Below are 19,110 nucleotides of genomic sequence, written 5' to 3' on the forward strand. Positions count from 1 at the left end.
GATGGCTCCCTCCCTGAACCAGCACGGTCTGTCACACGTCCCAGTACGCTGCCACGCATGGGGGAAGCAGTGAGCGGAGCAAGCCTGCCGACGTGGTGGCACCCGCTGTTGCGTCTGCATCACCGATGGGTTGAGAAGCATGTGGTCCCGGCCGAGAAGGCTGCGACCGAGCTGGGCATCGCCTTCGATGCTGCGACCATCCGCAAGGCGCTCGGCTACCAGCGGTGGATGTTTCTCCGAAGAGTGAGGAGGATCGCGATCTTCTTTGCCGTGCTGGCTCTGCTCGCTGTCGTAACCCGCCCGGCAGCATGTAGGCCGGGCGGTCTGCTCACCACAGGCCAAGCCTGGTGCCCGACCTATAGCGCTTACGTCTTCGGCCCGAACGCTGACCCATGGGTGTCGATCACGCCAACGCTATCTTTGATCGTCTTCCTCTGGATCGTTTCGGCCTGGCGAGGCGAGAACATACTGCGTCTCTATCAGCCTCTGTACCCGCTTCTCGACCTCCTCACGGCCAGTGCCGACCTGACAACGATGGATGGCATTCGGTACACGAATGCAGTGAAACTCAGCGCCAAGGCCGCCGAGCTCGGTCTTCCACTGCGGACGGTCGCCCGGGACGCAGCTTCTGATTTCGGAGCCCGGGGAGCCCTTCGCAAAGAGCTCCTCACCCACGCGGATCTCGTGGAGACGGCCATAATGCAGGCCGCGGATGGCCTGGTTGCAGACCGCACTGGGTCAGCAAGGAAGCTGGGCACGTTGGCCGGCGCCATCGCGACCAACGTCGCAGCTGGTCAATTCACCAAGATGCTCCCTCACGCGGATCTCCCCGAGGAAGCCGTCATCGAGCCCGACCGCCTCGACGGACGCCGCTTGGCGAAAGCGTGCCTTTGGTCGACTATCAGCGTCACGGCATTCGCACTGCTGCTCGCAAGGCTGGGCGCGCCAGCCGAGCTCCTGATGCCTCTGGCGGTAGTGGCCTTCATCGTGATGGCCTATGTGCTCCTGGGCCTCTGGTACGGCCTCGGCGAAGCGACCCGACTAACGCGAAGCCTCATGTCCTTCTTCTCCGCTGGCCCCCCTCTCTGACCAGTTCTCACAATTCGGAGCGGCCTTACCTGCCGTCTGGAATCGAAAGAGGCATGGGGAGAGGTCGATGGAGACCCTCTCCCGGAGTGAGGGGCAGGCGCCGATGGTGGCAGGGGCCCTCGCCCCCCGAGTGCTGAAGTCTCGCTCGCTGGTTCGGCCACTGCGCCCTGCTCTTGAGCGCAGGGCGGTGGCCGAACCAACCGCGCCCTGGTGTCAGGGCCGGCGTGCTGGTCGCGCTGCTGGCGATGGCCGGGGCACGGGTCGGACAGGCGCGGCGGGTGGCTTTGGCGCGGTCGCCTTCGGCTGGGAGGCGGCGAGGTCGTTCAAGACTGCCTCGACCACGGGCCAGCACATGTTCAGAGTGTCGCGGTCCGGGGTGTGGGCATCCCGGATCTCCTGTCGCGGATGGACGAAGTTGCGATACCTGCGCAGCTCGTGGCAGAAGCGCTCGACGTCAGCACCGATCCACCCGGCGACGTGGCAGGTTCTGATCAAAGTGTCCAGGGTAACTTTGTCCGCTGATGTGCTGCCGAGTCGCGAGGCGTCGCGTTCGCGGACCACTTGGACCATAACGCCTTCCAGCAGGCTGCCGAGCATGATGATGGCGGCCACGTGAGCGCCATTGGCGTAGCAGGTGCGTGCCTCGTCCAAGCGGTGTTGGAGCAGGGCGGCCATCTTCCGGTCACTGATGAGATCGGTCATGGCTGTGCTGAGTTCGGCAGGGCCCCGGCTACCCGGGTGGGCAAGGGAGGGGTCGCAGGCGACGAGACGGGGGCGGCCGCCAGGATTCTCCAGGCGTGCTCCCTCGTAGACCAGGAAAGCGTTGACCGCGGAGACGACAGCAGGGAGCTGGTCCGGCTCGTCAAGGTATTCGCGGGGGTCGGCCAGGCGAAGCAGGACCCGTTCCAGCTCGGTGGGTTCCTCTCGGCGTTCGCTGAGCCGGGCGAGCGTCCAGTCGATCCTGTACTCGCCGTTGTACTCCGGTACCCGCTGCCAGCCGGCGTGTTCCAGGAAGCGCGCGATCTCGAAGCCCTTGCGGTAGTAGAGGTGGTCGTCGCCGCAGATGACGCGCGCGAGCTCCTCCAAGGTGTTGGCGTCGAGGATGCCGAGTGGGGACTGCGCAGTCATGCCGAGCCTTCCGTGCTGTCGTCGGTTTCGTCGTCTGCTTCGTTGTCTTCGGCTTCGCCGAGCGCGTTGGACAGGTGGTCCATGCCAGGGCCCTCGGGCGGCTCCGCCGTGTCATCGGCGAGGCCCTCGTCGGAGGAGAGGTCGAACGACGTCCACTGCGTGCCGGTGGGTGCGGTGGACGACTGGGCTCGATCGCTGGCTTCTTCGAACGTGGCCGGATGGATGCCAAGTCGTTCGAGCTCGACCCACAGGCCGGAGAGTGCTTCCTCGGGGTCGAATCGGAACTCGCTCTCGCGAATCCGCCAGAACGTCCAGCCGACGCGTTGGAGTTCACGGTCGCGCCGTTGGTCATGCCGGATCTGCTCGGGTGTCGAGTGATACCGGTCGCCGTCGCACTCCACGGCCAGGCGCCCACGTGCCCCTACGACGACGAGGTCGAGGCGCTTGTTCCCTGCCGGATACTGCGGGACGACGTGATATCCCCGGGCCTTCAGGCGCAGGTAGACCTGCTGCTCGAAGAGCGATTCGAAGGGCTTCTGCGGCACATCGCCCGCTACCTCTCCGATGTCCTCGGAGCCGGCAAGTGCGGATGGTGGGTTCTCCATATAGGACAGGAGGTTGAGTCGCATGTCCTCCCTCTTCAATCGGTCCGGCGGTACCGAGTAGAAGAGCCACATCTGGTCCTGTGCCCGGGACGCGGCGACGTTGTATGCCTGTCGTTCGCTGCGGGCACCTCCCGTGATGCGCGGCGGATCGGTGACGACCATCGACAGCAGGATGACGTGCCGTTCGTCTCCCTGGAACGACGCCGGGCTGCCCACACGGATCTGGTGGTGTTCAAGCATCGGCGCCGGGATACGTTCCTGGATGAGCTTTTCCAGGAGCTTGACCTGACCGATCGACCCCTGAAGGGTGATGACGCCCATGGTCCGGTCGCGGTAAGCAGGGTCTGCTACGAGCCTGGCCAGGCAGTCGACGATGGCCTCGGCCTCCATCGGGTTGCGAATCCTGCTGTCGCGCCCCTGGGTAACGGCCCCTTCGACGAAGTGGGTCACGAGGGGGTCGAGGCGCTCACCGCCGTACTGGCGCAGAGGCTGCAGCTTGTTGTTGTAGAAGGTCTGCGAAGACCAGCCGATGATCTCCGGCATGCAACGGAAGTGCTCCTCCAACCGGATCACCTTCGGGAAGAAGGTGGACAGGAGCTGGTAGAGGTTGGTGGAAGGTCCGTACAGCGTGCGCAGCCTCGGCGGCATGTCCGGCAGGTGCGAGACGAGCCGGTCATGGATCGCCTGGTGCCGGCCCATGCCACTGAGTGGGGGCGCACACTGTTTGTCGTCCCCCACGACGATGACGCGGGGCGCCAGCCACAGCAGGAACAGGGCGTCCATGCCGGCCTGACTAGCCTCGTCGACGATGACGACGTCGAACGCGTCCCGCCTGGGCGGCACCATCTCGGCGACCTGGGAGATGGGCATGACCCACGCGGGGACTGCTTCCTGCGCCGTCTTCATAGCGTCGTACGCCGCGGCACGGTATCGGCCCGCACCGCGCCCCTTGCCCTTGCCGTACGAGGACATGTGGTTGCGGTACGCCTGGAGTGCCGACCGCTGCTCTTGCGTCATGCGATGCAGACAGTGCCACCTTCCCCAGGTGGCAGCGAGTTCACCGGTGATGTCCTCCAGGTGACGTTCACACTGAGCCAGTTCGCCTTCGACCTGACGTTCGCGTCCCGGTGTGCGCTGACGGTGGACGAAGGCAGAGGCCGCCGCCCAGGCCCACGCCTCCGCCAGAGAGTCCAGGCGAGCTTCCCATGCCCGGTCACCAGGGTCGTGCGTCAGCTGGTCAGCGAGCAGCGGGTGGGCCCGGCGGACGCTTTCGAGTAGCACGGCGCATCGACGCCGGCGGTGTTCACGCCGATGAGCCTCGCGCAGCGCCTCAAGTTCCTTGGCGTATCGGTCGACGTCCTGCTCCCGAACGGCTTGGGCGGCGGCCACAGCTTCGGTGGTGGGGTGGGAGCCGTCCACCGGTGTGCGCAGTTGCTCCTCCCAAGCAAGCAACTGGGCCGTAGCCTCGTCCGCTGCTCGTCGGCCGGAGACCGCAGAGAGGGCGTCGGCGAAGTCCTGCCATGCCGACCTGGAAGTGAGGGCGATGTGCATCCCGCGATGTACGAGCAGCTCGTCGATGCGCTCGCGGCCGGCGCCGAACGTGTCGACATGTTCCAGGCGTGCGTACGCCTCCGTCAGCGACGCCAGCCGAACTTCCAGCGGCCCTTCGGATACGGGCACCTGCACTTGGTCCCACCGCTCCGCAAGCGTGGCAACGGCGGAGCGGGCGCGGAGGTGAGCAAGGGCGGCGTCGAGATCCTCCAGCGTTTCGGGGGAGTGACCGTTCACAGTGCACGTGTCGAGGAGGTCCTGCGCGGCCTTCTGCGCCCGTGAGGCACGGAAGCTGCCGCGGACTCGCAGCTTGCCACCCGAGACGAGGTGCTCGCGCAGCGCAGAACCCGCCGTGAGCATCGCATCCCCTTGTTCCGTGGAGAGCTGCCCGGGCACGGTGACGCGCGTCATCCCCTGTTCGTTCAGCCGTTCGGAGATGTCGACGAGTTGATCGGCAAGTCCGGACACGCGACGCCACAGCGCGAGATTTTCACGGGAGAGTCGGTCGGTGAGGGCCTTGGTGGCCCACTTGTCCTCATCCCATTGTGTGGCCTGCGGGGACAGACCCAGGTAGTGCAGAGCCGTACGGCAGGAATCCACGAGAGAGGTCAGCTCATCGGTGACAGAGCTGTCGAGCCTGGCAAGATCACTGCGGATGCGGACCGTCCCGGAGGACAGGCCCTCGTCGGTGACGCGGCTGGCTGAGAGTGCCTGGGCCAAGGCTTCGGGGGAAGGGAGGCCGTCGGGGTCTGGCAGAGTGCCACCTGCGCGTGGCTCGGCCGCACCGTCGCGCAGCAGGCTCAGCAGTTCCACCGCTTGCGCGGGGGACAGCGGAGGGACAGACGGGGTCGGGCCGTCAGCCGGCACAAGCCCGATCCAGGAGTAATGCCCCGCGTTTTCTTGCACACGCTGCACAATTGCGGCGAGAGTGCCGGCGTATCCCGGTGCGATCTCCGGGTGCCGGTAGGCCTCGGCCTCCCGCAGCGCGATCACCTGCTCGGTGAGGGTGCTGATCCTTCCCCGCACCTCCTCCCGGCGGGCAGAGAGCCGATGGATCTCGTCCTGCAGTTGTTCGGGGTCACTCGCGGCGACCTGATCGGTGAGAGCGTTGACCGTGCGTTCCAGCTCGTCCGCCCCGTCCTGCCGTGCCGAGCTCAGCAGGAGGACGCACAGGTCCCGTACGGCGGGAGGAAGTTTGTCCCGCAGGACCGTCAGGGCCTGGTCGCGGGCGCTGGTCACCAAGACCCTCTGCCCCTGCGCCAGCAGCGCGGAGACCAGATTGGCGATCGTGTGGGTCTTACCGGTGCCGGGTGGGCCTTGGACTACCACGCCCGTGTCGTGCTCCAGCCGCCGCAGGACACTGCGTTGACGTTCGTTGGTCTTTCCTGGGAAGAGCGGGTCGTCCCCGAACAGGGGCGGAATCTCGCGGCCGTCCCAGTTCACGCGCTCTTCGGAGTTCAGTGGCAGTACCAGCTGGGCGAGACCCAGAGGTGCGTGTGCCTCGGAGGACACGCTGTCCGCGATCCGGTCGTAGAAGCCCAGCAGAGCATTGCGGTCCCGCGGACGCAGCACAAGTGCGGGAGCGTACGTGAGACGCGCGCCTGCCTCGGGCTCGCGGGGCGGCTGCCACTCGGCACTGAAGGACACGGGCCGTTGCAGCACCCGCTCCTGCCACTGGGCCAACTGCTCCAAGGCCTCCGATCCAAGCAGGTGCAGTGACTGGGCCGCGATCTCCTCGGTGAGCGCGGCCGAGCGTTCGGGCGCCCAGCCGTCATCGGTGTCGAGGAATGAATGATCCTCCAACCGCACGGCTCCCTCGGCCATGAGCCGCACGGTGAGCCTGGCGGTCTTACGGTCTACCAAAGTCTCCACGCGGTGGGTGAGCAGGTGACGGTGAATGGCGTCACCGCGTGGATCGCTCCAAGTCAAGAGGCCTGTGGCGAGCACGAGTTCTAGCTGATCATCCTGCTGGGTCAGCTTCTGGTGCCAGCCGTAGACCTGGTCGTACAGCTCCCGAAGGGCTCGCTCCGCGCGCTCCCTCTCCGCCCACTTCCGCCAGCGCGTCAGCCAAGGACCGTAGGCTCGGAGTACCTCGTCGGAATCCTCTCGGCGGACGGTCTGCTCCGCCGCCTGTTCCCAGGACTGGCTGCCGTCCGCAGCTCGCACCAGTTCCTGCCCCGGTCCTTCAGCTTCAAGCGGCGGGTCACCGCCATCCGCGTCCTGGCAGCGTTCCGTGGAGACCCATCCATCCAGCAGGTCCGGGAGTGAGGGCGGCGATGTCTGCGGAACGTGGGCAAGCGTGAACAGCAGCCCGTCGAGGCGGTCGGACGGGCGTCGTACCGAGGGGGGCATGGCGACCAGCCATAACCGCTCCCTTGAACGGCGGTCATCACGAAGTCGTTGGTTACTGCTCTGAACGACCTCCTTGAGGAAGCCGATCAGACTGGCAGTCTGGCCGATGACGTCGGGGTTCTTCGCGTGACGTCGCGGTACGTTCACTTTGCTCCTCCCGGCTGGTGGCGAACGTTCCAGGATCGGGATGAGCAGTAGCAAGGGCAACCTGTCTCTGGAAAATGGCGAAATATGAGCTTCATGTGGGCTGAATCACCTTGATCTCGGCGAGTACCTCGTGGAGATCCGCCGACCTCCGGTACCCGTGCCCCGACGCTCTAGGTATCTGGGGGGCAATCAAGCCGGGAGCTCGGGAGAGTCGGTTGCGAGAGTGAGTTCCAGGCCGCCCCGATGGAGTGGTCCATCTAAAGGGGCGCATGGGTGGGGATGACAGGGTGTAAGGCGGCTCGGTTGACGGAGTAGGGCCTTCTGGGTGCTTGCCAAGGCGGCGGGCGGCACTCTGAGCAGTCGAGGGCTGGTAGCAGGACCCGAAGTGTCGTCGACGTCATCCCACCCCTTGGTGTCGCCCCCTTGCTTCCAGGGAGCGACACCGGCCATGCGGCCCTCAGGCCTGTGGCAATACCCGCATGGCGAGCACAGAGCCGTCCTGGTGGACGGATACGGGGCCGTCCCACTCCGAATCCCAGGCAAGGAGGGGCCAGGTCCTCCGCTGGGCGTGGATCTCCATGCGGTACTGCTCGACACGGCCTTTCGCGAGGTGGCGGAAGAGGTCGTTCGCGACGCCGGAGAAGGCCTCGACCCGCGTCCTGTTGAGGCGGAACACGTGGTCGGTGCCAACGAAGTCGATGTCGAGGAGCCGTTGGTGCGCGTCCTGGACGCTGTCGGTGGCGGCGTGGGTGGGGTCGGTGAAGTGGCGCCGGCCCTGCCGTTTGGTCAGGTACTGGGCCGTAGCGACGCCGTCGCCAGCGAAGGCCGTCAGTCCGGCCGCAGCGGTTCGGGCGAGGACCTGCCGGAACCAGGCATAGTGCTCCGGCTGTACGTGGAAGCCGAGTTGTGACTCCGGCTTCCGCTCGCCCTCGGTCGGCGGTTGGATGCCCGGGAAGATGTTCGCGTCCTCGAGGCGATGGTCAAGGCGGGTGCCGGGGGCATCCATCGAGCCGGTCAGTCGACCACCAGTTCCGCGGGCCTGCAAGGCGTGCACCGTGAGCACGCCCTCAGTGGGGAGTTCCGTACTGAACACGAGGGCCGGTGTCTCGTCCCACGGGCCGATGTGGACCGCCTCGACGTGCGCAGAAGCGGACGCGAGCTGGATGTGAGACGCTGCGGCATTGCTGTGGTTGCCCTTGCAGGCGATCGGAAGGACCCTCGGCGCCTCTCCGGGCTTCCATATCTCGGCGAAGAACTGTGGCCGGTAGCGGTAGCCGGATCGATGGCCCGAGTCGCGACTGGTCAAAGCCCAGCCTGCCCGCAGTGCGGTGTCCGCGGGGACGATCGAGACCGAGTGGTCCGGGTAGCGGCGGCTCAGGAGCTGCCGGGCAAGGGTCAGGGCGAAGCCGGTTCCAAGTTCTCCGGACTGGATCGCCTTGTAGTAGTCAGCGGTCTCCCGCCCCTCCGCGGAGAGGGTCATGAACGAGTTGATGTTGCCGGCCAGAGCCTGGCTGTATTTCAGGGAACCCCAGTGCTCGGCGAGTCCACGGCTGGCGCCCCGCCGCGAGAGGGCGATGCCTTGGCCGAGGGTGTGTAGCACGTCCCAGGGCGTCAGCTGGACGGTCCGGTCCAGCTCCTTCGCGGGGATGGGCCGGAGCTCGGGCTTTCGCCGGAGCTGGTCGAGTTCCTTCTCCTCGCGTGCCTTGTCGTCCTCGGCTGCGGCGTCGTCGACGCTGCCGACCAAGGCCGAACTGGAGTGGATCGAGATGTTCGACGGCTGGACGAGGTCCTTGAGTACGTCAGCGGCTGGCTTCAACCTGTTCCCCCTACGGCTTCCACGGGTCAGACCAACGTCGCAAGCTACGTGCTGCAGGAGGGGCGCACACAGGGCGTATGCGGGCACATGACGATGCATGTCCCCACCGCCGGGAGTGGTCCGCTGGCAACCGTCTCCCTCAGGGCCGCCTCGCTGGCCTCGGCTGCATCCCGGGAAGTCGCAGGGAACGAGCCATGGCCGGCGGGCGCCCTTACTGACACGCGTCGTCTTGCCCAGACTGCTGCTCGAAGACGAGGAGGAACTGGGTGACAGCACGCAAGAAGCGTCGGTCGGCATCGCGGAAGCGCCGGGAGGCCCGGCTCAAGGCGGGTGCCTGGAGCGGCGTCGCTGCATTGGCGCTGCTCCTGGCGTTCTGGTCGACGATCTGGCCCTATGTGGTGGGAGTGTTGATCCTCGGCGCGGTCGGAGGCGGAGGCTGGTGGCTGTGGAAGACGGATCGCCTGGTCCGGGGGAACGATCGGCGGTGGCGCCACGAGGAAGCCGTCAGGGCGGGCCATAGGACGCTCGCCGAGGTCGACGCGATGGACGGCACGCAGTTCGAGGCCTTCGTGACCGACCTCTGCCGGCGGGATGGTTGTACGGATGTCCGCCGAGTCGGCGGCACAGGCGACAACGGTGCCGACGTGCGTGGACGGCTGCCCGATGGCCGCACGATGGTGATCCAGTGCAAGCGGTACAACCCGAAGCGGAAGATCTCCAATGGAGAGGTCCGTAACCTCCTCGGCTCGCAGATGCACTTCAAGGCCGAAGTTGCCGTCTTCGTCACCACCGCGTACTTCAGCGGCCCCGCCGAACGCTGTGCCCTGCAGAACGATGTAGTGGCCGTCCACCGTGATCATCTTGGACTGTGGAACAACGGTGCGGCGCTCCCGTCTCTTAAGGCGGTGAACGGCGCCGGTCAGGGCGACCGGCGGCAACGCGCCCTGCGGAAAGAGACGTACGAGTAGCTCCCCCTGATAGCTGGACTCTGAAGTCAGTCCCAACCAAGAGCGGTCGTAGTTTCACGATGTCAGCTCGGTCAGCGCTGTACACAACAAGGTCGTGTCCTCGATCGCGCGGCGGCATGTCGGGTCGTCGAGGGTGAGGCGCTGTCCGACACGGAGGGGTGTGCGGGGGACGCGGGCCAGGTACTTCGCGTCGACCACGCCATCGTTGTGTGTGAAGACGTGACGTGCTGCCCAGGTAGCGAGGAGGCGGTCCCAGGTATCCGATGCGAGCGCGGTCCGCACATCCGGAAAGCCGGCGTCGGTGAAGAGCACGGCCATGTCCTCCAACCGCTGGAAGACGTTGCCTTTCCCGCGGAGCCGGGCATCTGCGTCATGCACGGAAGCCTTGAACAGGGAGGACGCCAAGATTTCGACGACCCCCACCACGTTCTCGATGGTGTCCACCCAGTTGCGTGAGAACACTCCCTGCTCGCGAAGGGCAGCCTTGACATCTGCGGGAATCGCTTCGAGTGCGTCCAGGCGAGCGGTATCGGCCTGGAGGGCATCGAACGCGACCGACGCCGCCGGCAATTCGCCGCAGACGGGACAGTAGCGGTGCTCGCTGAAGACGGCGTACTTGACCCGGCAGCCAGGACAGGTTCGGATCCGTACCAGGCGCTCCTCGTCAATACCCGGAAGAGGGCTGGGGTAGAAGGGCTTCCCGGGCTTGTAGGAGAAGGACACCGGGCTTCTTCGCGAGCTCTTGCGGGCGAGGCCGCCGAAGATGTCCTGAAGTGACCGGCTGACGATCTGGGTGCCCAGATCCTCGGCGACGCGCAGCAGACGTTCCCGCTGCTGCCTGGTCATGAAGTCTGAATGGCCGCTGTGGTGGCCGCAGTAGACGCACCACAGCGTTAGGTCATCTGGAAGCCGTTCGTAGTCGTCTGCGTCGATACGGAAGGTCATCGTGCAGTGTGGGCACTCGCGGCCGAGGAAACCGTCGTCGTCGGTGGGTACGGTGACCTGGATCTCGAAGGAATCGCCTTGGTGCCCGAGTATGTGGGCACCCTCTGCCATACGGAACTCTTCGTTGTTCCACATGGCTGAATTGTGCCACTGGGCGCTGACAGTTGGGGTTTTCGTACGCCTCGTCTATGAGATGGCGGAAGCGCAGTAGGCGTTGCGGATCCCGGTCAAGGGCTCGCGGTCGCGGTTGAAACGGAGCTTGTTGGTGAGGAGGACAGCCCATCTGCCCTGCTGCGGGCTGATCCACATGCCGGTGCCCGTGAAGCCGTAGTGGACCCAGATGTCCTGGTTGGGGTCGGTGCCGGGGGCGGGGTGCCAGAAGAGGCCTCGGGCGGGGGTGAGGGCACCTGTTTGGATGCGGAGGGACTCCTTGATCCAGCTGGGGCTGAAGGCGGCCGGGGTGGGCTTGAGCATGTGGCGGAGGAAGAGGGCGAGGTCGTCGAGGGCCGAGAAGGTGCCGGTGATGCCGCAGACGCCGTTGAGGAGGCGGGCGGAGAAGTCGTGGGCGGTGCCCTTGAGGTGGGTGCCGGTGGTCTCGTCGTACTCGGTGGGGGCGCAGCGGGCCGCCTCGGCATCGGGGAGGGGGCCGAAGCGGGTCTGCGTCATGCCCAGGGGGTGCCAGATGCGGTCGGCGGCGAGCTGGTCCAGGGGCTGGCGCGAGAGGTGCTCGGCGAGGTAGCCGAGGACGAGGGCGGCTCGGTCGGTGTATTCGACGGCTTCGCCCGGCGGGCAGTTGAGGGCCTCGTGGAGGACGCCGTCGCGGATGTCCTGGGAGTCGGTGCCGTAGAGGTTCTTCAGGTTCGCGCGCAACGGCAGGCCGGCGGTGTGGGTGAGCAGGTGGTGGGCCGTGGCCCGGGCTAGGGGGTGGCCTGCGACTTCGTCCCAGAAGGTACCGAGCGGGGTGTGGAGCTGGAGCTTGCCCTCTTCGACCAGGGTGCCGATCGTGGACCAGACGGCGAGGATCTTGGTGAGGCTGGCCACGTCGAAGACGGTGTCCAGTCGCATTGGCTCGTTCGGGTGGTCGGGGTCGAGGAGGCCGACGGCTCCGCTGGCCTCGATGCCGTCGGCCTTCCCGACCGCCCACACCGCGCCGGGGTAGACCTCGTCGCGGACGCCGGTCTGGAGGAGGTCTTCGATCCGGTCGGTGGTGTGGGTCATGGTCTCCCGATCGTCGTGGGCCCGCGGGTGGTCCACTGGCCAGGTTAGTGACGCGGTCCGGGCGGTGCTGGCTGCGCCACGGGTGGTGTCAGGCGAGCCGCCGGCTGAGGTCGGTGATGGCCTTGGCAGTGGCGGTGAGTGGGAAGCGGGCGGCATTGGTGCGGCCGGATGCCCGGAGCATCTCCAGGAGGCCGGGCGTGGTGCGGAGGCGGTGGAGGTCGTGGGCAGCGGTGGTGGGGTTGGTGAAGTCGGTGGCCAGGCCGGTGCCGGAGAGGGCTTCGCTGAGTCCAGGAACGGGTTGGTAGAGGACGGGGAGTCCGCAGGCCTGGGCTTCGAGGGCGACGAGGCCCATGGCCTCCAGGGTGGTGGAGGGCACGGCGAGCACGTCGTGGTCGGCGAAGGCCTTCCACAGTTGGGCGCGGCGGAACCAGCCGAGGTAGCGGACGTGGACGCCGAGCTGGCGGACGACCGGGGCGAGGTCGAGGAACTGGGCGCGCGGGGCCGCGATGCTCAGCTCGACCGAGCGGGTGGCCGCGACGGCTTGGAGGAGGGGTTCGAGGCCCTTCTCGGAACTGAGGCGGCCTGCGAAGAGGATCCGCAGGTGGCTGGTGGGACGTCGGGCGGGCCGGGGCGGTGGGCTGGTCAGGAGGCGGTCGGGGATGCCCCAGGGGATCTTCTCGATCTTGCGCCTGTCCGTCTTGGGGGCGAGCTTGAGCAGGCGGTCGGCCATGGCGCCGGTGGGGACGACGATCGCGTCGGCAGCGGAGGCGGTCTCGCGGAGAACTCGTAGCTGCGTGGTGTGGTTCTCGGCGTGCAGGAGGTCGGTGCCGTGGACGAAGGCGATCCGGGGGTGGGTGGGTAGGGCCCGCAGGAGGGCGGGGGTGGCGCCGAAGGCCAGGTGGTGCAGGTGCAGCACGCTGATCTGGCGCGGGTCGATGGCGGCCGTCATGGCGTGGCGCAGGTTGGTGACGTACCGGCTGAAGGCGTGGCCGTCGAGGCATTTGCCGGCGGCGTGCAGCAGGTCGATGCCGGCCGGGGTGCGGGGTCGGGGGCCGTCGGGGGCGAGCATGAAGGCGCGGGCGGGGATTGCGGGCTGGGTGCCGGCGTAGAGGTCGAGGAAGAGTTCGACGCTCCCGCCGGGGCTGGGGAACGGCAGGTCGAGGGCGGTGGCGACAACGCGGTTCACCGGCGGCCTCGAGGGTTCTCCTCGTAGAGGCGTGATGTCTCGATGCCCTCGCTGGTGCGGTACTTGAGGCCGTGCTGCTGGTAGCTGGCCGGGGAGCCGTGCGTGCGGAGGAAGACGAGCTTGCCGAAGGTCATGCCGGGCCGGACGCGTACGGGGCGGGTGGCTCGGATCTCCAGGGTCCAGCGGATCGCGTGGCCCTGGTGCCCGAGCGGCGCGGAGACGTGGACCCAGATGCCGAGGGAGCCGGTGGTCCGGTCGCCGTTGAGGAGCTGGGCGTAGGCCTCGGAGCCCGTGCGCTCCAGGGTGTGGCCGAGGTAGAGGTGGCCGGGCTCCAGGACGTACCCGTCGTCGGGGAGGGTGAGTTCGGAGAAGGCGGTGGGACTGGCGGCGTCGAGGTCGCCCTCGCAGACGCGGAGCGTGCTGCCCAGGCGCCAGTCGTACGCGTTGGGGGACAGGCGATCCGGGTCGTACGGGTCGATGGTGATGCGGCCCGCCTGGCGGGCGGCGGCGATGGCCGGTCCGGTGAGGATCACGAGGTCACCGCCGTACCGTCGAGGTCGCGCCAGTATGCGGATGGCTGGGGCCCGGCGGCGGTCTGGTACTTGCCCTCGTACAGGTCGATGGCGCCCTCGGAGACGAAGAACATGATCTGCCCGATCTTCATCCCGGCGTAGACGCGCACGGGGCGGGTCGGGGTGAGCATCAGCGTCCACTGGCCGTGGAAGCCGATGTCACCGATGGGTGCGGTGATCTCGACGAACAGCCCCAGTCGGCCGACGGAGGAGCGACCGAAGAGCAGGGGGACGAAGAGGTCGGATCCCACCTCCTCCAGGGTGTGGCCGAGGTACAGCTCGCCGGGCTGCAGGACGTGGCCGTCGTCGCCGATCTCTGTGCGGCGGGTGGGGTTCGGCCGGTGGGCGTCGAGTACCTGGTCGGTGTAGGTGAGCAGGGTCCCGCCCAGGCGGACGTTGTAGCTGTTCGGGTTGACCTGGGTCGGCATGAAGGGGGAGATACGCAGCCGTCCGTCCTTCGAGGCGGAGGTGATCTCAGGTCCGGTGAGGATCACTGGTCGCCTCTGTTGGTCAGGATGCTCCTGATTGCCGAGCCGAGGCTGAGGCCGGCGGGGTGGGCTCGGATGCCGAGACAGGTGTCGGCGAGGTAGTCGGTGGTCAGCAGGCTCGTCAGTCCGCCAGGGAGCGGATCGGGGGAGGTGATCAGGGGTCCTGCGCGCTCGGTGAGGTGAGTCAGCAGGGCAGCGGGGTCATTCCGGAAGGCCGGCGCGACCTGGGCCTCGACCAGCTGGTTGTCGAACGGCTCGATGGCGAGTAGATCTCCGGTGGTGAGGACTTCGCCGAGCAGCGTCGTGCGCACGGCGGTCTCGTTGAGGACGACCGCCTCGCTGCCCTCTCCGTTGCGCAGCCGGTCAGCCAGTTCGCGGAGCAGAGCGTGGCGGTCGAGCGGCCTGTTCCGATAGGGCGCGACGAGACGGCCCAGCGGCTCGGCCAGCTGTGCGTCGATGGAGGCGATCTGTTCACGGATGGAGGCCAGCTCGGTCGGCAGGACTGATTCCGATGTGTCAGGGAAACGGGCGGTCCGTCCGACCCAGCCTTCGAGGGAGCGTTCGGCGACTGCGTAGCCGACGGCGAGTTCCTGCCCCTTGAGCACGATGGTGCCGCCGACCCGCTCGGGTTCGGTGTGTTCGCTGTGGCAGTGGCCGGCGAAGACCACGTCGAGGAAGGGGCACGCCTCGGCGAGCTGGAGGTCCTGCTCGAAGCCGGAGTGGCTGAGGAGGACCCAGGAGTCGACCTCGTGGTGGTGCGCGAGCATCAGTTCGCGCAGAGTCTGGACGGGGTCGGTGACGCGGTGGGCGGACCGCTGCCCGGCCGGGATCGACTTGAACGCCTGCGGGCCGATCACGGCCGTGACGGCCGTCCGTCGGCCTGTGATGTCCACGATGCGCAGACGACGGAAGAGCGCGTTGCCGCTGGAGTCCTCGACGTTGGCGCATACGGTGCGCTGGCGGAGGCCCGGCTCTAAGTAGTGCGGCCAGCCGTGGTTCCCGGGAGCGACGACGTCGTACAGGGTGAGCAGGATGTCCCGTTCGAGCGCGCCCCGGCCGAGTCGGTAGTACCCGGTGCCCTCGAAGAAGTCACCGCAGTCCACCAGCAGGCTGTCCGTGCGTGCCTGGTGGAGGTGCCCGAGCAGCGGGCCGTCGGCGCCGAGGGCGGAGTGGACGTCGGCGGTGGCCATGATCTGTCGTAGGGAACGGGCCGTGGTCATGGCGCGACCTCGCAGATGTCGGCGCCGAGGTGGAGGAGCTTGCCGGGCAGGTCGGCGTGGCCGCGGCGGAGCTGATCGACTCCGCCGAGGGTGGTGATTCCGCGGGCGGTCAGCGCCGCGACCATGAGCGCGGAGCCGGTGCGGATGTCGGTGGCCTCTACCCCGGCTCCCGTGAGGCGCTGCGGGCCGGTCAGCCGGCATTCGGTGGTGGAGATCTCCTCGATCTTCGCGCCGAGCCGGGCCAGCTGGGGCAGCAGGTTCCCGTGGCGGCCGGGGTTGATGGAGTCGGCGAACAGGTGTGTGCCGGGCTGGCCGAGTGCCAGTGCCATCAGGGGAGGTTCGAAGTCGGCGTCCAGGCCGCCGACGGCGAGTGTGGCAATGGCGCGAAGGGAACGGCCAGTCGGCCGGGCGGCGCTCCCGTCGACCAGGAGGACGCCCTCCTGTACCGCGGTGGGGATGCCCAGCCGCTGCAGGGCTACCTGCAAGGGCACGACATCCCGACCTTGGACACCCTCGATGCGCGCGGTCCCACCGGTGGCGGCGACGGCGCAGGCCAGGGTGCCTGCCTCGATCTTGTCGCCTGGTACGCGCCAAGCCGGCATCTCGGCCGGTGATGCCGCTGCCGGGCTCAGGTCAAGGACCTGTTCGCCGGCTCGGGCCTCCCTTCCCACCGAGCGCAGGGCGTCCAGCACGGTGAGGACTTCCGGCGACAGGTTCGGTCGACCGAGGCGCAGCGCACGGCCCGCGACGACCGCACGCAGGACGGCGACGACCGTCGCACCGCGCGACCGGAACGGCAACGTGTGGGAGACCGTTCCGGTCGCGGGTCGGCCGGCCTCGACGCCATAGCCCTCGTCATGGACGGCGTCACGGTCGCCGAACGCCTCGTACACCATGAAGTGCAGGTCCATGCCGCGGTCCCCGATCCGGCATCCCCCGGGCCAGGGCAGCCGGGCGTTCCCCTGTAGGGCAAGGAGTGCGGGCACCAGGTAGTACGACGCGCGGATCCGTGCGGCCGGGGCCAGGTCGAGTTCCGCGGGTACGACGTCAGGGGGCATGATCACCACGCTGTCGGGCCGTCCCACGGCCCGGGCGACGTGCCAGCCCGCCCCTTGGATCAAGGTGAGCATCCAGTGGACGTCGGCGCTGGCGGGGACGTTCTCCAACTGGACGGTCCGGCGCACGGCTGCTGCGGCGGCCAGCAGCGGCAGGGCGGCGTTCTTGGAGCCGTCGACGGTGACCGACCCGGAGAGGGGCCTCCCCGGACGTACGGCGATGACCTCCGCGCTCGTCGCAAGAGCTCGATCGGGTGCCATGCGTTCAACTCCTTTGCAAGGGAGGTTGCGTGATGGACGGCGTGACCGAGGTGGGTACGGACAGATCGAGCTCGGCCCAGCAGGACTTGCCGCCGGCGCTGTGGTCGACGCCGTGCCGGTCGGCGAGGGCGTCGATGATCAGCAGCCCGCGGCCGTCCTCGGCGTCCGTACGGGGTGGGCGTGCGTGGGGGAGGGCGGAACTCCGGTCGCGGACCTCGAAGCGCAGTCGGCTCCCGAGCAGGCGAGCGGTTACGGAAGCAGCTTCGTTTCCCGTGTGCTGAACGGCGTTCGCCAGTAGTTCGCCAGCCACGACCTCTGCCACGCACATGCCGTCGGTGCCGATGACCGAGCGCCAGCCCCTGATCTCGTTCATCACCTGGTGCCGGGCACGAGCGGCCCCCTCGGGCGTACTCGTGACGGTCAGCGTGACCTCGTGCACTTCCATGAGCAGCCTCCTGGAGGGGTGCGGTTCCACCAGGCAAGCGGGTCAGGAGGCGGCTGCGCGATGTGCCGCGCAGCCCCTGCATCGTTCATGCACGTTGTGCATGGCGGGCAAGTTCGTTGCAGCTAAGCTCGGTTGAGCAGGCAGGATCGGTCTCGGCGGAAGGGGCCGTGGCGGAGATGGTCGACACGCAGGGCGAGGTGCACCGGATCGGTGAACTGATCCGCCGGGCTCGGGTCTTACAGGGCCGCTCGCAAGCGGATGTGGCCGGCGAGCTGGGGTATCACCAGTCGAAGATCAGCCGACTGGAGGGCGGACGCGGAACGGACGACATCCGCGTCCTGCGCGACGTCGCCCGCATCCTGCGCATTCCCCCGGCCCGACTCGGTCTGGCGGAGGCCGCCCCGGAAGCCGATCCCCACGATCCGGAGACAGAGGAAATGCTGCGCCGCCGTACCTTCCTTGCCGCCAGCGTCACCGCACTCACAGCCTCGGTCGCGCCGACGGCTGCGCACCCCGCGCTCGTCCAGGCACTCCTGCCGGGGATGCCGACGACTCCGACGACGGAAGCGCCGGAGTCCGGGGAACTACGAAACCGGGCAACGGCCATCCGGCGCCTCTGGAGCACGTGCGACTACGCGGAGCTGGAGCGGACCCTTCCTGGCCTGATCACCGATCTTCGCCACTGCATCGCCGAATCCCCGCAGGCCGAGGAGCTTCCCCGCTTCCTGGCCACGGCCTACCAGACCTCGGCCAGCCTCTTGCTCAAGCAGGGAGACCCCGGCACGGCGTGGCTCGCCGTCGGGCGTGCGATGGCCGAGGCCGAACGCTCAGGTGATCCACTCGTCCTCGCCGCCAGCGTTCGTCTCCACGCGCACGTCCTGGTACGCGAACAGCACGCCGGCCAGGCCGTCACACTGATCAAGCACACGGCCTCACAACTCACCGGTGCGTACGACCGGCAGCCCCGCCACCACCTCTCCGTGCTCGGGTTGCTGCTACTGCGGGGAGTCACGGCTGCCAGCAGGGCCGGGGACCGTGCTGCCACCGCAGAGTTCCTGGCCGAGGCCAAGGAGGTGGCGAAGTACGTCGCCCTGGACCACCCCGACGCCTGGGCCAACTTCAGCCCCACCAACGTGGCCCTCCACGAGGTCAGCGCGGCCGTGTCCTTCGGCGATGCGGGCGTCGCCATCGACATCGCCCGTCCGCTCATGCGCCGCCACATCCCGGTTCCCGAGCGCCGGGCCGCCCTGTGGGTGGAAGCCGCCCGGGCCTACGCGCAGCAGGGCCGCCTCGCTGATGGCTACCAGGCCCTGCGGATCGCGGAGACCTGCGCAGCTCAGGACGTACGGCGCCCAGCCGTCCGGCACCTGGTCGCCGACATGGCGGCGCGCGACCGTCGGCGTACGCTGCCAGAGCTCCACCACTTCAGCCGCCGACTGGGAGTACCCGCGTGACCGAGCCGCAGCGCAAGCCCTTCCTGTACGTCGTCGTCTGCGCGGCCGGGATCGCGGGCGACGTCGGCAAGCTCATCGACGCCGCGCACGAGCGGAGCTGGGGCGTCGGCGTCGTCGCCACCCCGCAGGGGCTTCCCTTCCTCGACGTCGCCGCGATCGAGGACCGGACCGGTTACCCCGTCCGCTCCGCCTGGCGCGCGCCCGGGGACGCACGGTCCTTCCCACCCGCCGATGCGATCGCCGTGGCCCCGGCCACCTTCAACACGGTCAACAAGTGGGCGGCCGGTTTCGCGGACAACCTCGCCCTCGGCATCCTCTGCGAGGCTCCGGGCATGGGCATCCCCACCGCCGTCCTGCCCTACGTGAACACCGCCCTCGCGGCCCACCGCGCGTACCAGCGGAGCCTCGCAGAGCTGCGCGAGATGGGTGTTCTGGTCGGCAGCTACGAGCCTCACCGCCCGAAGTCCGGCGGCGGTGCCGACCGCTTCCGCTGGGAGGAAGCCGTTGACCTCCTGGCTCCGTTGCTGGCGGCAGGGGCCGCCCACCACTGATCCTGCGACTGCCAGCGGGTAAGGCCTGCCGGCCTTTCACATCGGGAATGCCTGCGACC

At 68.1% G+C, this 19,110-nt stretch carries 15 protein-coding genes; 4 read left to right on the forward strand and 11 right to left on the reverse strand.

All coding sequences use genetic code 11. The annotated features are described in order from the left end of the window. The first annotated feature begins 57 nt into the window (after positions 1-57). Positions 58-1,089, forward strand: coding sequence for a hypothetical protein (locus ACZ4VT_RS07450; RefSeq protein WP_467947477.1), 1,032 nt, complete (start codon positions 58-60; stop codon positions 1,087-1,089). Positions 1,090-1,302: 213 nt separating this feature from the next. On the opposite strand, the gene ACZ4VT_RS07455 is transcribed toward ACZ4VT_RS07450, so the two are convergent. The 3 genes from ACZ4VT_RS07455 to ACZ4VT_RS07465 all read right to left on the reverse strand — a co-directional run bounded on the left by ACZ4VT_RS07455 (position 1,303) and on the right by ACZ4VT_RS07465 (position 8,688). Next, the gene (locus ACZ4VT_RS07455; RefSeq protein WP_467947479.1) at positions 1,303-2,217 is read right to left on the reverse strand and encodes a hypothetical protein; all 915 of its coding nucleotides are present in this window, start codon (positions 2,215-2,217) and stop codon (positions 1,303-1,305) included. Beyond that, entirely contained in the window at positions 2,214-6,872 is a 4,659-nt protein-coding gene (locus ACZ4VT_RS07460; protein ID WP_467947480.1) for an AAA domain-containing protein, read from the reverse strand. Before ACZ4VT_RS07460 ends, ACZ4VT_RS07455 begins: the two co-directional genes overlap by 4 nt. Positions 6,873-7,329: 457 nt before the next feature. Further along, on the reverse strand, positions 7,330-8,688 hold the full coding sequence (locus tag ACZ4VT_RS07465) for a hypothetical protein (protein ID WP_467947482.1): 1,359 nt from the start codon (positions 8,686-8,688) through the stop codon (positions 7,330-7,332). Between the two features lie 266 nt (positions 8,689-8,954). On the opposite strand from ACZ4VT_RS07465, the gene ACZ4VT_RS07470 reads away from it, so the two are divergent. Beyond that, positions 8,955-9,656 carry a restriction endonuclease gene (locus ACZ4VT_RS07470; RefSeq protein WP_467947483.1) on the forward strand — a complete coding sequence of 234 codons (702 nt, stop codon included), beginning with the start codon at positions 8,955-8,957 and terminating at the stop codon, positions 9,654-9,656. A gap of 54 nt (positions 9,657-9,710) precedes the next feature. Here the strand turns inward: ACZ4VT_RS07470 and ACZ4VT_RS07475 are convergent, their stop codons facing one another. The 8 genes from ACZ4VT_RS07475 to ACZ4VT_RS07510 all read right to left on the reverse strand — a co-directional run bounded on the left by ACZ4VT_RS07475 (position 9,711) and on the right by ACZ4VT_RS07510 (position 17,046). Continuing rightward, the gene (locus tag ACZ4VT_RS07475) at positions 9,711-10,736 is read right to left on the reverse strand and encodes a hypothetical protein (RefSeq protein ID WP_467947485.1); all 1,026 of its coding nucleotides are present in this window, start codon (positions 10,734-10,736) and stop codon (positions 9,711-9,713) included. 51 nt (positions 10,737-10,787) lie between these two features. Beyond that, entirely contained in the window at positions 10,788-11,819 is a 1,032-nt protein-coding gene (locus tag ACZ4VT_RS07480; RefSeq protein WP_467947487.1) for a serine hydrolase domain-containing protein, read from the reverse strand. Between the two features lie 88 nt (positions 11,820-11,907). Further along, a complete protein-coding gene (locus ACZ4VT_RS07485) occupies positions 11,908-13,005 on the reverse strand; it encodes a glycosyltransferase family 4 protein (RefSeq protein ID WP_467947489.1) in 1,098 nt (365 codons plus the stop codon). Continuing rightward, positions 13,002-13,538 carry a dCTP deaminase gene (locus tag ACZ4VT_RS07490; protein ID WP_467947491.1) on the reverse strand — a complete coding sequence of 179 codons (537 nt, stop codon included), beginning with the start codon at positions 13,536-13,538 and terminating at the stop codon, positions 13,002-13,004. The genes ACZ4VT_RS07485 and ACZ4VT_RS07490 overlap by 4 nt, the downstream gene beginning before the upstream one ends. Further along, entirely contained in the window at positions 13,535-14,071 is a 537-nt protein-coding gene (gene dcd, locus ACZ4VT_RS07495) for a dCTP deaminase (RefSeq protein WP_467947493.1), read from the reverse strand. The genes ACZ4VT_RS07490 and dcd overlap by 4 nt, the downstream gene beginning before the upstream one ends. Further along, on the reverse strand, positions 14,068-15,285 hold the full coding sequence (locus tag ACZ4VT_RS07500; protein WP_467947495.1) for a bifunctional UDP-sugar hydrolase/5'-nucleotidase: 1,218 nt from the start codon (positions 15,283-15,285) through the stop codon (positions 14,068-14,070). Before ACZ4VT_RS07500 ends, dcd begins: the two co-directional genes overlap by 4 nt. Then, positions 15,282-16,601: a UDP-N-acetylglucosamine 1-carboxyvinyltransferase gene (locus ACZ4VT_RS07505; RefSeq protein WP_467947497.1), complete on the reverse strand. Its 1,320-nt coding sequence runs from the start codon at positions 16,599-16,601 to the stop codon at positions 15,282-15,284. Before ACZ4VT_RS07505 ends, ACZ4VT_RS07500 begins: the two co-directional genes overlap by 4 nt. Positions 16,602-16,605: 4 nt before the next feature. Beyond that, the gene (locus tag ACZ4VT_RS07510; RefSeq protein WP_467947498.1) at positions 16,606-17,046 is read right to left on the reverse strand and encodes an ATP-binding protein; all 441 of its coding nucleotides are present in this window, start codon (positions 17,044-17,046) and stop codon (positions 16,606-16,608) included. A gap of 176 nt (positions 17,047-17,222) precedes the next feature. Between ACZ4VT_RS07510 and ACZ4VT_RS07515 the strand changes: the two genes are divergently transcribed. Both ACZ4VT_RS07515 and ACZ4VT_RS07520 read left to right on the forward strand, forming a co-directional pair. Beyond that, entirely contained in the window at positions 17,223-18,500 is a 1,278-nt protein-coding gene (locus ACZ4VT_RS07515) for a helix-turn-helix domain-containing protein (protein ID WP_467947500.1), read from the forward strand. Further along, positions 18,497-19,051 carry a flavoprotein gene (locus tag ACZ4VT_RS07520; protein ID WP_467947502.1) on the forward strand — a complete coding sequence of 185 codons (555 nt, stop codon included), beginning with the start codon at positions 18,497-18,499 and terminating at the stop codon, positions 19,049-19,051. Before ACZ4VT_RS07515 ends, ACZ4VT_RS07520 begins: the two co-directional genes overlap by 4 nt. Positions 19,052-19,110: the final 59 nt, after the last annotated feature.

The sequence above is a fragment of the Streptomyces sp. NPDC029164 genome, from assembly GCF_055563995.1.